Annotated in this window: 8 protein-coding genes and 2 pseudogenes; all 10 read right to left on the bottom strand. The window is 65.9% G+C overall.

Annotation, left to right across the window (positions count from 1 at the left end; genetic code table 11):
* Window positions 1-18: 18 nt before the first annotated feature.
* Window positions 19-2,586, bottom strand: a complete 2,568-nt coding sequence (locus tag GFD25_RS02270; RefSeq protein WP_163229577.1) for a DEAD/DEAH box helicase — start codon at window positions 2,584-2,586, stop codon at window positions 19-21.
* Window positions 2,587-2,614: 28 nt separating this feature from the next.
* Window positions 2,615-5,101: an alpha-L-rhamnosidase gene (locus tag GFD25_RS02265; protein WP_163229575.1), complete on the bottom strand. Its 2,487-nt coding sequence runs from the start codon at window positions 5,099-5,101 to the stop codon at window positions 2,615-2,617.
* Window positions 5,102-5,271: 170 nt separating this feature from the next.
* Window positions 5,272-6,306, bottom strand: a complete 1,035-nt coding sequence (locus tag GFD25_RS02260; RefSeq protein ID WP_163229573.1) for a PPK2 family polyphosphate kinase — start codon at window positions 6,304-6,306, stop codon at window positions 5,272-5,274.
* Window positions 6,307-6,499: 193 nt separating this feature from the next.
* Complete coding sequence (locus GFD25_RS02255; RefSeq protein ID WP_163229571.1) at window positions 6,500-10,393, bottom strand: 5'-nucleotidase C-terminal domain-containing protein; 3,894 nt, start codon at window positions 10,391-10,393, stop codon at window positions 6,500-6,502.
* A gap of 481 nt (window positions 10,394-10,874) precedes the next feature.
* A pseudogene (locus tag GFD25_RS02250) lies at window positions 10,875-11,972 on the bottom strand (amino acid ABC transporter permease); the annotation flags it as partial.
* A gap of 6 nt (window positions 11,973-11,978) precedes the next feature.
* Complete coding sequence (locus GFD25_RS02245) at window positions 11,979-12,656, bottom strand: amino acid ABC transporter permease (RefSeq protein WP_163229569.1); 678 nt, start codon at window positions 12,654-12,656, stop codon at window positions 11,979-11,981.
* On the bottom strand, window positions 12,656-13,495 hold the full coding sequence (locus GFD25_RS02240) for a glutamate ABC transporter substrate-binding protein (protein ID WP_163229567.1): 840 nt from the start codon (window positions 13,493-13,495) through the stop codon (window positions 12,656-12,658). The genes GFD25_RS02245 and GFD25_RS02240 overlap by 1 nt, the downstream gene beginning before the upstream one ends.
* Before the next feature lie 23 nt (window positions 13,496-13,518).
* Window positions 13,519-14,322 (bottom strand): amino acid ABC transporter ATP-binding protein, encoded by an 804-nt coding sequence (locus tag GFD25_RS02235; RefSeq protein ID WP_163229565.1) that lies wholly within the window; start codon window positions 14,320-14,322, stop codon window positions 13,519-13,521.
* A 218-nt stretch (window positions 14,323-14,540) separates the two neighbouring features.
* Window positions 14,541-15,092 carry a YbaK/EbsC family protein gene (locus GFD25_RS02230; RefSeq protein ID WP_204314742.1) on the bottom strand — a complete coding sequence of 184 codons (552 nt, stop codon included), beginning with the start codon at window positions 15,090-15,092 and terminating at the stop codon, window positions 14,541-14,543.
* Between the two features lie 101 nt (window positions 15,093-15,193).
* A pseudogene (locus tag GFD25_RS02225) lies at window positions 15,194-15,270 on the bottom strand (ATP-binding cassette domain-containing protein); the annotation flags it as partial.

The raw sequence follows: 15,270 nt of genomic DNA, 5'->3' as shown, positions 1-15,270 counted from the left end.
CCAGCGGTCCAGCCGCCGTCAGGCCGCGCCGACGTGGTAGTCGAAGAACACGACCTCGCCGGTCTCCTGCGTGGTGTCGAGGTCGACGGTGCCGGTGATGGCCCAGTCATGGTCGCCGTCGGAGTCGTCGATGATCTGACGCACCTTCCACGCGTGTTCCTTCTGCTCAAGCGAATCGTCGAGGATGAACAGCTTGCCGGAACGGGCGGCCGCATCGATGCCGACGTACTCATGCTCGTCGTAGTAGTCGTCGAGCGCATCCTCCCATTCGTGCACGCCGTAACCCCAGTCCTTGTCGAGCGCGCCGAGTTCCTCGGGTCGGTCAAGATCCATGAGCTGCACGCGACGGAACATCGCGTTGCGGATGAGCACGATCAGGCCGCGACGGTCCTCGACCACCGCCTCGCGCGAGCCGCCCGGCGCGGCCAGGTTCGCCGCGGCTTCGGCGGCCGCATCGGACTCGTCGCCCGCATGCTCCCATTCGTCCACCAGGCTGGAGTCGATCGAGCGGACGACCACGCGCAGCCACGAGATGATGTCGTCCAGCTGCTCGTCGCGTTTTTCGGCCGGCACGGTACGCGCGAGCGCACGGTACGCGTCCGACAGGTAGCGCAGCAGCGTACCTTCGGAGCGGGCGATGTTGTAGCGGGCGATGTACCCCGTGAAGTCGGACGCGGTTTCGACCATGTCACGCACGACGGACTTCGGCGAAAGCCAGTAGTCGTTCGCCCACGGCACGTCGGCACGGTACTGGTCGAACGCGGCCTGCAGCATGTCCTCAAGCGGCTTCGGATACGTGATCTCCTGCAGCTTGTCCATGCGCTCGTCGTATTCGAGCCCGTCCTCCTTCATCTCGACGAGCGCCTTGTCGCGCGCCTGACGCTCCTGCGCCTTCAGCACCTGCTTGGGGTCTTCGAGCGTGGCCTCGACCATCGAGATCACGTCGAGCGCGTACGTGTCGGACTCGGGGTCGAGCAGTTCGAGCGCGGCGAGCAGGAACGGCGACAACGGCTGGTCGAGCGCGAAATCGTCGGGCACGTCCACGTCCAGGTAGTAGTTCTTGCCGCCGTCGTCGCGGTCCTCGGTTTCGATGACCTTCGTGTCGAACAGGGTCTGGAAGATCTCGTCGGCCCGCTGGTGCAGCTTCTCCTTCTGGTCGGGGCTTTGCGCGGAGTCGTCGATGAGCCGGTCGACGCGGTAGCGCGCGTCGCCGCCCTGCGCGACCTCGTTCAGGACCATCGAATGCGTGATCTTCATGTGCGGCACGAGCGTTTCGGGGGCCGCGTCGATGAGCTTGTCGAACGTGGCCTGATTCCATGTGACGAACCCTTCCGGAGCCTTCTTGCGCTTGACCTTCTTGAGTTTCTTCGGATCGTTGCCGGCCTTGGCCACGGCCTTCGCGTTCTCGATCTCGAACTCGGGGGCCTCCGCGATCACGAGCCCTTCCGTGTCGAAGCCCATGCGTCCCGCGCGGCCGGCGATCTGGTGGAATTCACGCGCGCGCAGCTTGCGCATGTGCGTGCCGTCGAATTTGGTGAGCGCCGTAAGGACGACCGAGTGGATCGGCACGTTGATGCCGACACCGAGCGTGTCGGTGCCGCAGATGACCGGCAGCAGGCCCTGCTGGGCGAGCTGTTCGACCAGTCGACGGTAGCGCGGCAGCATGCCGGCGTGATGGATGCCGACGCCGGTGCGCAGCAGACGCTGCAGGATCTTGCCGAACGCGGTGGTGAACTTGACGCCCTTGATCGCCTCGGCGATGGCCGCGCGCTGCTCCTTGCTGGAGACTCCGGTCGAGGCGAGCGCCTGCGCGGTCTCCAGCGCCGCGTCCTGCGAGAAATGCACGACGTAGATCGGCGTGGACCCTTCGCGGAACGCCAGTTCTACGGTCTTCTCAAGCGGATCGAGCGTGTACTCGTAGGTGAGCGGCACCGGCCGCGGAGCGTCGGCGATGATGTCCACGTCCGTGTCGGTCATGTCCTCGAGCTTGTCGGCGATCGCGTCCACGTTGCCGAGCGTCGCGCTCATCAGCAGGAACTGCGTCTTCGGCAAGGTGAGCAGCGGAACCTGCCACGCCCAGCCGCGCTCCGGATCACCGTAATAATGGAACTCGTCCATCGCGACGCATCCGACGTCGGCATGCCGCCCCTCGCGCAACGCCTGGTTCGCGAGGATCTCCGCCGTGCAGCAGATGATCGGCGCATCCGCGTTGATATGCGTGTCGCCGGTGATCATGCCCACGTTGTCGCGGCCGAACACGTCGACCAGATCGAAGAACTTCTCCGAGACGAGCGCCTTGATCGGCGCGGTGTAATACGACCGCCGGCCGGTGCACAGCGCGGCGAAATGCATGCCGAGCGCGACCAGCGACTTGCCCGAACCGGTGGGCGTGTTCAGGATCACGTGATCGCCGGCGAGAAGGTCCATGATGGCCTCCTCCTGATGCGGCCACGGCTCGATGTGCTTGACGTCATGCACCCAGCCGAAGAACCGCTCGTAGATCTCGTCCGAATCGATGTTGCGTTCGCCGTCGTCCCAGCTCGGCGCCAGCGCCCCCAAGGAACCATAAGTCTCAGTATCTGCCATAATGCTCCCCAGTCTACCCGCTGCCCGTCTACCGCACTTCGAGAACGTCGGTCCAGATCAGCAGATCGCAATGGCCCGCGGACAGTATGGCACCGGCCGGCAACCGTCGCCCGTCGCGTTCGTCGGTGGCGGGCAGGCCGAGTTCGGCGGTGACGCCCTGCGGGACGTCGACGGACATGCGGACCACATGATCGTCGCCCTCCCACCATGCGACCGACGCCTTCCCATACGGCGTGACATGCGCGGCGGAGCCGGAGCGGATGCCGTGCGCGAGCGCTGCGGCAACCTGCGGCCGCACACGCATGCGTCGCCAACCGGCGTCGGCCAGTTCCAGCCCGCCGATCGCCGCGTGCATCCAGTCGAGCACCGAGCCGAATGCGTAATGGTTGAACGAGGTCATATCGCCGGGGTTCACCTCGCCGTTCTCCAGCATCGAATCCCAGCGCTCCCATGTGGTCGTCGCGCCTATGCGCACCTGGTACAGCCACGACGGGCACCGGTCGGACAGGAACAGCGAGAACGCCTCATCCGCGTGTCCGGTCGAGCACAGCGCGGGCAGCACAAACGGCGTGCCGGCGAATCCGGTGCCGACCACGTACCCGCGTTCGCGCACGAGTTGCGCGAGCCGCTCCCCCGCCGCCGCGCGCAGCCGGTCGTATTCGGCGGTTCCGTCCGCACCGGCCAGCATGTCGAGCGCGATAAGCAGGGCGTACGCGCACTGCGTGTCCGAAGTCATCGTACCGTCCGGTCGCACGAACCGCGTGCGGAATCCGGCGCGGATATGCGAGGCGAGCGATTCGTATCGTTCGGCATCGCGCAGCATCGTCGCGGCATCGCGCAGATTCCGACCGTCCGACGCATCATCATCCGGCATTCCGGCAACAGTTGCATCAGCGCCCGCGGTCGCATGCGTCGCGATCGCGCGTAGCATGCGTGCGACCAGATCGGCCGAATGCGCGGCGAACGCGGTGGCGACGAGCGCCTTGTCGGTCATGGCGCGGGCCGCATCGTCCGGCGGCGCGGTCGGATCGAGCCAGTCGCCAAGCTGGCCGCACCATACGTCGGGCTTGCGGTCCCATACGCCGTCATCCGCAAGCAGTCCCGCGATTTCATCCATCCAGCGACGGGACAATCCGATATGCCGCCGCAGCACCGCAACGTCGCCGGTCGCCATGTACAGCGCCCACGGCACCATCGTCGCAGCGTCGCCCCACAGCGCGACCGCGTCCGGCTTGCCCCAGCCCGGGAACGGATACGGCACGTAGTACGGCACGGTGCCCCAGCGTTCGGTTTCGATCGCGACGTCCGAGAGCCAGCTGTCGAGGAAACCGTTCACGTCGTACAGGTACGCGGCGGTGGGCGCGAACACGGCGATGTCGCCGGTCCAGCCGAAGCGTTCGTCGCGTTGCGGGCAGTCGGTGGGGATCGAGACGAAGTTCGACAGCATCGACCAGAGCGCGTTCTCGGAGAGCCGGTTGACACGTTCGTCGGAGCAGGCGAACCAGCCGAGACGGTGCCGCGCAGAACTGTATACGCGCGTATGCAGGTCGGCGACGGTGAGCGGACGATCGGACGGCCAGCCGCCGACGACCGCGTATCTGAAGCCGTGCATGGTGAAGCGCGGCTCCCAGACGGCCGGATTGCCGTCGCTGACGTAATGGTCGTGCTGGATGGCGCGGCGCAGCGGGCGAGTGGCCGGCGTGCCGTCGGGGTTGATGACCTCGACGTGCCGGATGTCGATCTCGTGGCCGGGCTCGGTTGCGGGGACGGTCAGGACGACGCGCTGCGTGCAGTTCTGGCCGAAGTCGACGAGCCAGCGACCGTCCGGGAGCTGGCTGATTGCCCTGGGATGATGTTCGTCGATGCAGCGCACGGCGGTCGATTCGTTCGCCGGATACAGGACCGACCGATCGAAGTCGAGCCGTTCGACCGGCTGCCAATGACGGTCGGATGTCGCCGATTCGGAGAACGGGTCACGTCCTTCCCTCGCGTCGAAGGTCTCCCCCTCGTACAATCCGCTGGCGAGAATCGGGCCGCAGCCCGTCTTCCATCGCCCGTCATCGGCATTCGACGCGACGACCGTGACCGTACCGTCCGCATCCGTCAGTTCCAGTTGCGCGAATATGCCCAGCCGGCTGCCGTAGTTGTCGCATTGCCCGCCGTTGAATCCGATCCGGCCGCGATACCATCCGTCGCCGAGCCAGAAACCGAGCACGTTCGCGCCGTCATGCACCAGATCGGTCACGTCGTAGGTCCAGTACGGCAACCGTTCGTCGTACACGGTCCAGCCGGGCGCCAGCACGTCCTCGCCGACTCGTCGGCCGTTCAATTCCGCTTCGAACAGGCCCCATGCGGTCACGCGCAACCGCGCCGCAGCCGGAGTGCCGGTCACGTCGAAATCACAGCGGATCACCGGCGGCCGTCGCATCTTGCCGCCCGCCGCGGCCGGATCGACCTCCACGGTGTCGTCCGGCCCGCCGATCATCTGCGCCTGCCATCGCACTGGTTCCGTCATCGTCATCATTGCGTCGCGCCCCCATCGCCACCATTACTGTATCGATACATACGTAATCATACTGAAATGAGACGGAAAGTCATGCAATCGCAGCAATTTCAGCAATGCCAAGATGTACCGTTATATGTCACTATGCCTTCCCGCCGAACGCGGTAAAGGGACACGCACTTCTACCTCCGCTCCGCCGCAAGACGTCGCTTCGCCTCGTCCGGATCGATGCCGGACTTCAGCGCGGGCCAGGTCATGTTCATGTTCTTCAGGCTCGTGCGCAGCAGTTCGGAGACGACGGCCCGCGAGTACCAGCGGTTGTCGGCGGGAACGAGATACCACGGCGCGGCCGGCGTGCTCGTACGCTCGAACGTCTCCTGCCAGGCGGCCATGTAGTCGTTCCAGCGGTCACGCGCATCGAGGTCGGACATGTCGAACTTCCAACGTTTGGTCGGGTCGTCGAGACGACCGAGGAAGTGACGTTTCTGCTCCTCGCGGCTGACGACGAGGAAGATCTTGATGATCGTGCAGCCGTCGGCGACGAGGTCTCGTTCGAAATCGTTGATGATGTCGTATCGCGCGCGCCATGTTTCCTCGGGCAGGGTGCCGTAGACGTGCGGCATGACGATGTCCTCGTAGTGGGAGCGGTCGAAGACGGCGATCCAGCCGGGATCGGGCAGTTCGCGTTCGACGCGCCACAGGAAGTCGTGCGCCCGTTCCTCGGTGGTGGGCGCTCCGAATCCGTGATAGTGGATGCCCATCGGGTTGCCCTGACGGAACACGTGCTTGACGATGCCGCCCTTGCCGGAGGCATCCATGCCCTGCAGCACGATAAGCAGGCGACGGCGTGAGCCACGCACGCCGTTGGCGTACAGGAGGTTCTGATAGCGGGCGATTTCGGTGGAACTCAGCGCGATGAACCGTTCCGCGTCGGTTTTGTCGCCGTCGAAGCCGGGCGTGGAATCGCCGCGGACCTGCGTGACCTGCATGCCGGCGTGGAACATGAGGCGCTGGGCGGGAGGCAAGGACCAGACCGCGCTGAGCAGTTCGCTGGATTTGGCCGCACGGGCGAGCCGCTCCGCCGCGCCGTCGCCCGTCTCAATGGACTCGATGCCGTTTTCGGCGCGTTTGAGCGTCTTGCCGATGTGCTTGCCACCGGCCGATTTGCCGATGCCCGAGTCGGAACCGTCGTCGGTTCGCTTGTCGCCTTTGCCCATGCACACGATTGTACGGCGGTCCGGCGCGGCGATTGCGAGGTGCTTCCGATACGTCGTCCGGGAGTTGCCCCGCCAGGAGACTATTGAGCGGGGCAACTCCACGGAACCATCCGGGAGTTGCCCCGCCACGGTATCGGCACCCGAGGCGAAACGGCGAAGGTATCCGCGTTTCGCCCCGGAAGTCAACCGGCCGTCACTCGTCGCAGCGCCGCACGCCCAAAGCGGCGAGTCCGATGCCGCCGAGGGCCACGAGAACCGCGGCGGCGAGCGCCATCCATGCCACGGACGCGCCGGTCGAGGATAGGACCGTCGGCGAGACGCCGGCCTGCGGTTTGGCGGACGGGTTCGCGGTCTGCCCGCCGTTCTGCTGGGGCCGGCCCGGCCTCTGCGGTTCCGGAGTGGGCGTCGGCTCGGGTTCCGGCGTCGGTTCGGGAGCCGGCTTCGTCAGCAGCGTCTTCACCGTCGCATCCCCGATCGCCAGCGCCCCGCCGTCGGCCGCGGCCGCATCCTTCGCAGCCGCCGGGGCCTTGTCCGCCGCGGCCACGAACGCCGCACGCTCAGCCGCGGTCAGCTTCCTGGTCACGGTCAGCGAACCGGCTCCCGGCCCCTGCTCCTCGCCGGTGAAATCAAGCCCGGTCAGGTTGCCGAAGTCCACGCCATTGGCGACGAGCCGCACACCCCACGGGCGTGGTTCGTCGGCGGTGAACGCGAAACCGCTCACGGTGAACGTCACCGTGCCGTCGGAGGCCAGATGCGCCGCCGAGAATCCCGCGCTGTGGCGGGTCTTCGCGGATTCGAGCTTCGGATGCGCCTTGAGGTAGTCGGAGAAGCCGTCGAAGTCGATGTAGCCGGTGTCGACGTAGCCCGTGCCTTGCTGGAAGACGGTGAAGTTGTCGCCGCCCGCGAGCAGGAACGAGTTGCCGGCGATCAGGTACTTGTCGTCGTCGCGCACGGCCTTGCCGTTGACGGTCAGGTCGTGCACGGCGCCGCGCGGCACCTGCTTGCCGTCGACGGTGGCGACGTATGTGTCGTACTGGTAGTCGACGTTGTCGGAGAAGCCGAGCCATAGGACGGGCCGCTGCGCGTCGGCCGGCTGCCACTGCTGTTCGATGAGCGTCTTCAGCTGTGCTCCGGTCAGGGTGACGACGGCGTTGGAGTTGCCGAACGGCAGCACGTCGTGCGCCTCCTTGAGCGTCACCTGCTTGTCGTCGTTCGGGTCGAGGTCGGCACGCATGCCGCCCGCGTTGATCACGCCGATGTCGGCCTTCTGGCCGGACTGTTCGGCGGCCCATTTCGCGGCGTTGCCGTTGAGGATGCCGAGCGTGGATTCGACGCCGCGGTTGTTGCCGCGCGTGGTCAGGTCGCCGGGCTTGCTGGCGCCGCGGTTGAACGTGGCGTCGTCGGCCAGCGTGCCGAGTACTTCGTTGCCCTTCGCGTCGGCGGCGGCCTTCGCGTCGAGGTAGATCTGGTTGACGGCCGGATCGGCTTCGAACAGCGGCACGCTCTTGCCGTTCGCGTCCTGCGTGAACACGTCGTGCTTGGCCGCGGTGGCGGTCACCTTCGCACCCTGGCCGCTGCCGGAGATTTCGAGATCGGTGGTGGAGTATTCGACGCCATAGTTCGCGGTTTCGATGATCGGCGCCCCCGAGTTGGTCTTCGCGGTCTCGTACAGGTGCGTGTGGCCGGCGAGCACCGCGTCGACGTTCGCGTCGAGGTTCTTCAGGTCGTTCGCGTCGGCGTGGACGAGGGCGACGACCGCATCGGCCTCGCCGTTGGACGGGTCGCCGTCCGACAGCTGGTCGGCGTACTTGTTGATCGCCTCGATCGGGTCGGTGACGGTGATCCCCTTCATGCCGGCCGGGGAGACGGAGTCGGCGAGCGTGGCGAAGATGCCGCCGATGAAGGCGATCTTCTTGCCGCCGGATTCCTCGATGACGTACGGTTCGACCTTGCCCTTGAGCACGTCGCCGGTCACGTTGGCGACGACGTACTTGGCCGGTGCGATGCCGGGCACGATGCGGTTCGCCAGGTCGGAGGCGCCCTTGTCGTACTCGTGGTTGCCGGTGGCGGAGACGGTCAGTCCCATCGCCTTGAGCTGATCCATGGCGGGCACGTCGTTCGCTATGGACGATTCGAACGCGGATGCGCCGACCAAATCGCCCGCGCCGACGAACAGCGTGTTCGGGTTGGCGGTCTTGGTTTCCTTGAGCGCGGTGGCGAGGTAGCCACCGTTTTCGATGTGGCCGTGGAAGTCGGTGATGCCGAACAGCGTCACCTTGGTGGGCTGCAGCGGATCGGGCTGCTGGTTCGGGTTGGTCGCCTCGATCCAGCCCTGGCGCAGCGAGTGGCCGTCGGTCACGCCGTCGTCGGCCCAGAAGACCGGCTTGTACGTCTTGCCGGCGATGCCGCCATCGATGGCGCGCGCGTTCTTGTCGGACGTGATCGCGAAGCCTTCGGAGTTCTGGCCGGCGATCTCGGTCGGGGTCGAGGTGAGCGCGGTGAGCGCGAGCGTGCCGTCCTGGCCGAAGGTGTAGGTGGCGATCTTCGCACCGGTGCCCTTGTCGTTGTCGCCTTCGGCGAGGAGCTGGCCGTGTTCGCCGTCCCAGGTCAGGTCACGCGGACCGTCGAAGCCGGCGTTGGCCGCGGAGACCGGCAGCGGAATCTGCGCGAGAGGGTACGCCACGTCATTGCCGCCGACGGTGGCGAGCGCGAACGCGTAGATCGCGTTGGTCTTCTCGAGCGCCGCGAAGAACAGGCCGCCGTAGTCGTTGGCGGTGCCGGCCGGATCGTAGTCATGCACGTTGCTCGGGTCGAGGTTGGCCTTGAAGTGCTTGGCGGTGAGCACGGAATCCGGGATGAACGCGATGCCTTCGACGCCGAGGTTGGCGTCGTCCTTGCCGAGGGTCACGCCGAACTGGCTGAGCGGCGCGACGAGGTTCCATTCGTGCGTGGCGGTCAGGTCCTGCGCGCCGTCGCCGTTCGTGTCCGAGGCGGCCGCGTTCACGTCATAGGAGAGGATGGACGGACGCGGCACGTTCTTGTTCTCGTTGTCGCGTTCGGCGCCGATGAACACGCCCTTGGACGAGTCGAGGGAGCCGTCCGTGCCCGGGATGATGGTGATGCCTTCGGAGTCGACGCCGCCCTTGCCGTCCTTGAAGTGCAGCTGCTTGCCGCCCTTGGTCTGGCCGTTCACGTCGAACGTCCAACCGCCGGTCGGGTCCTGCTTCCATGTGCCGGTCGCGGCGTCGAGCACGAACTTGTTGATCGATCCTGGTCCCTTGTCCTCGGTGTTGCCGAGCGTCGGGTTGAGGTCGTTGTCGGCGGCCCACAGCGTGTCGGCGGCGCCGTTGCGGCCGGATTCGTACACGAGTCCGGACAGGTTGCCGTCGGTGTGGTCGCCGGACTGGCCCTTCGCGCCGAATTCGCCGTCGGCGTCGACCGCGGTGACGGCGTCGAGGCCCGGCCACGCGTTGACGGTCATCGTCTCGCCCGGATCGGGGGTCGGTGTGGGATTCGGGAATTCGTTGGCCGCGCCCGGCGTCGGCTTGTCGCTGACCTTGAACGTGCCGTCGTCTGCGCGCGACCACGACTGCGCGTCGGTCATCTTGTCGGCGAGCTTCCATGTCGTCGAGTCGACTTCGGAGGCCGCATCGTACTTGTCGCCGACGGACGAGGTCAGGTAGACGGAATCGGCGTCCGCTCCGAGTCCGGGATCGCCGTTGTAGTCGATGTACGCGACGAGGTAGCCGTTTGGCTGGACGACGGTGTCGGCGTTGATCTCCTTGTCGACGCCGATCGTGTAGTGCTTGTTCTGCTTCTCGTCGTAGATGTCCCAGCCCTTGACGTCGACGGGCTCGGAACCGGTGTTCTTGAGCTCGACCCAATCGTCGCGCTGCTCGACCGGATCGCCGAGCTCCTTGGTGTTGCCGGCGAAGACCTCGTTGATGATGACGGATGGCTTGTCGGCCGCATCGACGGCGTGCGCGACGGGCACGAACGCGAATGCCGCGGTCGCGATCGTCGCCGCGGCGGTCAGCAGCGCGGCCACGGCGCGTGACACCGGATGAAGACCCTGATGATGATCCACGGATGTTCCTTCCCCTCGTATGGCCGGGCGGCCGTACGCTCACCCCGCGAACGCGCGGCCGCCGCCATATGCCTATGGACGTTTCCACGCTAGGAAATCCAGGTGAATCCGACACCGTATCCGCACGAACGCCGGCCGTACCGTATCTGAACACTGGGCAAACGGCATGCGGCATGAACCGCGGACGTTTCGATGCCGTCGCCGAGTCGGGGGAAGACACGAAACGGGCCGGCTCCGTAAGGGAGTCGGCCCGTTTCACCGTTTACGACGCTGCCCGCGAACGATCCGTACACCGGACGGATCAGATCTTCGGCTTGCCTCCGAGGTTCGGATGGCCCTTGCCCACGTCGTTGCCGTGCCTGAACACGGGATTGTGTTCGGGCATCGCGTCGGTGTGGTGCGCGGCCTTGTCTCCCGGCTTGGCGCCGGACTCGGCTTCCGCCTCGGCCTTGCGCTTGGCGCGTGCGGCCTTCGCCTTGGCGGCCTTCTCGTCTTCCGCGGCCTTGCGGGCGGCTGGGAATTCGCCGGTCAGCGGGTCGACCTGCGATTCGGGATGCGTCTCGTCGTAGCCCTGCTCGTACCGCGTGCGCCGCCAGTTGCGGATGGACGCGTTCGTGCCGCGGTGGTGCACATGGTACTTGCGCGGCGTGCCGCCGTACGGCAGTTCCTTGACTTCCTTCGCGACGGCGATCTGGTTGACGTTCGACGGGTCCATGATGGCGATCGGCGCGACCGGCTCGGGTTCGGCCGGAGCGGCCGTGCGCTGCTGCATGCGTTCCGGCAGCCATTCGGCCAGACGGGACAGCAGCCAGCATGCGATGAAGTAGATCACCGCGGCCATGACGAGCGTCTGCAGGATGTTGAAGTACATCGAGCCGAGTCGGCGCGACTCCTGCAGCAGGTCGGTGTACATGATGATCGAGCCGAGCGCGGTGTCCTTCAGGACCACCACGAGCTGCGTGACGGCGGCCGGCAGCATCGCGTACACGGCCTGCGGCACTTCGATCTGCATGAGCGACTGCGTTTCGGTCAGGCCCAGCGCCAGCGACGCCTCGCGTTGGCCGTTCGGCAGGTTGCCGACGCCGGATCGCACGAGCTCGGCCACGACCGAGCCGTTGTACAGCACGAGCGCGAGCACGACGGCCCAGTACGACGGGCTGGGCATGCCGGCGAATGCGAACAGTCGCCAGAAGAAGATCATGAGCAGCAGCACGGGCACCGCACGGCAGAACTCGACGATCACGGCGGAAACCGAACGGATCACGACGTTCGGCAGCAGTCGGCCGACGCCGAACACCAAGCCGAACGCGACCGCGCCGACCACGGCGACGATCGTGGCGCGGATGGTCGCCCACAGGCCCGGCAGGTAGAAGTCGGTCCATGCCTCGCGTTCGAGCGCGGGCTTCCACAGCTCCCAGCTCAGCTGGTTCTCGCCCTGCGGCGGATTGTGCAGACGCATGAGGATCAGCACGAGCACAATCGCGAAGATCACGCCGGCGATCCAGTTGGCGATGCGGATGGTGCGCCGACCCTTCGGGCCGGGCGCATCGAACAGTACGGAATTGGAAGTATCAGCCATCCGAAATCACCTCCTGACGGCGAGCTTGTTGGACAGGTACGTGGTGAGCATGCCGATCGGGATGATCAGGATCACGTAGCCGAACGCGAAGATCAGGAAGATCTGGATGATCACGTCGGGTCGGAATTCGATCATCTGGCTCATGAGCGACGACGTTTCGGTCGACACGGACGCGGCCGCGGCGACGGTCGAGTTCTTGAGCAGTGCGATCAGCGTGTTGCCGAGCGGGGCGACCGAACCGCGGAACGCCTGCGGCAGGATGATCTGCGTGGCGGCCTGCATGAAGCCGAGGCCGAGCGCGCGCGCCGCCTCCGCCTGGCCGACCGGCACGGTGTTGATGCCGCTTCGCAGCGATTCGCACACGAACGCGGCGGTGTACAGCGACAGGCCGGTGACGGCGAGCCAGAAGAAGTTCGTGGCGAACGTGTCGGAGAAGCTGAGCTTGAGCTGCGCGTACGCGCCGAGCACCATGAACACCATGATGATCGTCAGCGGCAGGTTCTTGAACAGCTCGACGTACGCGCCGGCGACGAAGCGCAGCGACGAGATCGGCGAGATGCGCATCATGACGAGGATCACGCCGAGCACGAGCGAGAACAGGGCGCTCCACAGCGTCAGTTCGATGTTGACGAGGAACGCGCCGAGCACGTCGTACTGGCTGAACAGTTCGAGGAATCCGTTCATCACTCCTCCTCCCCTTCGTTCGGCGTCGGCGGGTTGTAGCGCACGTCCGGCGTGTAGTCGGTGCCTTCGGTGTTGTCGCTGACGGCCCGCTGCCAGGAGCCGTCCTGGATCATCTGCACGATGGCGTTGTTGATCTGCGTGGCGAGTTTCGTGTCGCCCTTCTTGATGCCCACACCGTAGTATTCCTGCGTGAACGGCTTGCCGACGACGCGCAGCTTGCCGCGCGATGCGGAGGCGAGGCCGGCGAGGATGATGTCGTCGGTGGTCACCGCGTCCACGATGCCGGAGAACAGCGCGGTCGCGCATTCCGCGTAGCCGGGCTGCTCCATGAGCTGGACTTCGGACGCGAACTTCTCCTTGACGGTCGCTGCCGAGGTCGAACCGGTGACGGAGCACAGGCGTTTGCCGTTGAGGTCCTCCGGGCCGTTGATCGAATGGTCGTCCTTGCGCACGAGCAGGTCCTGGCCGGCGACGAAGTACGGGCCGGCGAAGGAGACGGCCTTCTTGCGCTCGTCGGTGATCGAGTACGTGGCGAGGATCATGTCGACGTCGCCGTTCTGCAGCATGGCCTCACGCTGCTTCGACGGCGCCTCCTTCCAGATGATCTCGTCCTCGGAGTAGCCGAGCTTCTTGGCGATGTACTTGGCCACGTCCACGTCGAAGCCGACGTAGGTGCCGGACTTCTTGAAGCCGAGGCCCGGCTGGTCGAATTTGATGCCGATGCGGATCTTGCCGGCCTCGTCCTCGCCGCATGCCGCGAGCGAGAACGTGCAGGCGAGCGCGGCCACGGCGGCGACCACGCGCGTGGCGATGCGTTTCACAGATAGTTTCACAGTCATATGGTTGCCTCCACCGCGCCGGATCAGTGGGTGAGGATCTTCGACAGGAAGTCCTTGGCGCGGTCGGTCTGCGGATGCTCGAAGAACTCGTCGGGCGTGTTCTGTTCGAGGATCTGGCCGTCGGCCATGAACACGATGCGATCGGCGGCCTTGCGGGCGAAGCCCATCTCGTGGGTGACGCACAGCATGGTCATGCCCTCATGCGCGAGCTCGACCATGACGTCGAGCACCTCGTTGACCATTTCCGGGTCGAGCGCGGAGGTCGGTTCGTCGAACAGCATGACCTTCGGCTTCATGGCGAGCGCACGCGCGATGGCGACGCGCTGCTGCTGGCCGCCCGACAGCTGCGAGGGCATCTTGTGCGCCTGCGAGTCGACGCCCACGCGGGCGAGCAGATCCATAGCAAGGTGCTCGGCCTCGGTCTTGTTCATGTGACGCACCTTGATCGGCGCGAGGGTCACGTTCTCAAGGATCGTCTTGTTGGCGAACAGGTTGAACGACTGGAACACCATGCCGACCTCGGCGCGCAGGCTGGCAAGTTCCTTGCCTTCCTGCGGCAGGGCCTTGCCGTCGATGCGGATGTCGCCCGAGTCGATGGTCTCGAGGCGGTTGATGGTGCGGCACATGGTGGACTTGCCGGAGCCGGACGGGCCGACGATGACGAGCACCTCGCCCTTGTTGACGGTCAGGTTGATGTCCTTGAGGACGTGCAGGTCGCCGAAGTACTTTTCGACGTGGGTCAGCTCGACGAGCGGGTGATCGGGGTATTCGACGCCCGGCACGAGCGGGGTGCGGGCGGTTTTCTCTTCTTCTTGGATTTGCGACATGCGGGCAGTATATCGGCCTCATGTTACCGATTCGGCACACGCCGTCCATTTCTCGGACGCCTTATGGACAGTGAACGCTCACTTACAGAACACAAGCCTTCACGCCCGCGGCTTGCTGATTTCTCTCCGTTTGTCCCATGAGGGGAGCAGATCCTTCTTCGCCCGCTCCCCCTGACAGGGGAGCTGTCAGCGAAGCTGACTGAGGGGGTCCGAGGCCTTCACGCCCGCGGCTTGCCCAGCCCGGCCACGAACGCGACGCTTGGAATGTCCGCGAAGATCGACCCGTCCACCACGAGCTTGGACGGTCTGATGCCCGACCCGATGTACAGCTTCGGCACCGCGAGGATGTGCTGGTCGACGAGCAGCGGCCAACCGGCGGGCAGCCCGATCGGCGACATGCCGCCCGATTCCATGCCTGTCGCCTCGACCGCGTCGGAGATCGGGGCGAAGCTGACCTTCGACACCTCCAGCGTGCGTTTGACCACGCCGTTGAGGTCGGCGCGCGTGTCCGCCGTCACGAACGCGGCCGCGAATTGCGGCGGCGCCTTGCGCGTCTTGTGCGTGTGCACGACCACTACGTTGCCGGTGTTTTCGAACGGCACGCCGTATGTCGGGCACCACAGGTCGGTGTCCGACTCCTCGTCCGTGTTGATCGTGACCCCGAGGATCTTGCTTTCCGGTACGCCGGCCCCCACCAGCCCCTTCAGCGCGTCGAACACCGGCTTCGCCAGCAGATCCCCGTCATGCCAGTCCAGCAGTTCCAACGTCATATCGGCCTCCCCCGCAACTTGTTACGGGCCAGCTTACCGGCCGCACGCAGTGCGCACCAGCGCGCGCCTATAGACGTTCCTTATGACCGACTATCGCCGTCCATGGTGGACTTGCCGGAGCCGGACGGGCCGACGATGACGAGCACCTCGCCCTTGTTGACGGTCAGGTTGATGTCCT

Origin of the sequence: Bifidobacterium aerophilum, assembly GCF_010667685.1 — a bacterium.
In the GTDB taxonomy this organism is placed as follows: Bacteria; Actinomycetota; Actinomycetes; order Actinomycetales; family Bifidobacteriaceae; genus Bifidobacterium; species Bifidobacterium aerophilum.
This window is presented reverse-complemented; position numbering and strand designations above follow the sequence as displayed.

Coding starts and splice junctions, on each gene's coding strand:
- GFD25_RS02270 (WP_163229577.1), bottom strand. CDS start 2,586: ATGGCAGATACTGAGACTTATGGTTCCTTGGGGGCGCTGGCGCCGAGC.
- GFD25_RS02265 (WP_163229575.1), bottom strand. CDS start 5,101: ATGACGGAACCAGTGCGATGGCAGGCGCAGATGATCGGCGGGCCGGAC.
- GFD25_RS02260 (WP_163229573.1), bottom strand. CDS start 6,306: ATGGGCAAAGGCGACAAGCGAACCGACGACGGTTCCGACTCGGGCATC.
- GFD25_RS02245 (WP_163229569.1), bottom strand. CDS start 12,656: ATGAACGGATTCCTCGAACTGTTCAGCCAGTACGACGTGCTCGGCGCG.
- GFD25_RS02240 (WP_163229567.1), bottom strand. CDS start 13,495: ATGACTGTGAAACTATCTGTGAAACGCATCGCCACGCGCGTGGTCGCC.
- GFD25_RS02235 (WP_163229565.1), bottom strand. CDS start 14,322: ATGTCGCAAATCCAAGAAGAAGAGAAAACCGCCCGCACCCCGCTCGTG.
- GFD25_RS02230 (WP_204314742.1), bottom strand. CDS start 15,092: ATGACGTTGGAACTGCTGGACTGGCATGACGGGGATCTGCTGGCGAAG.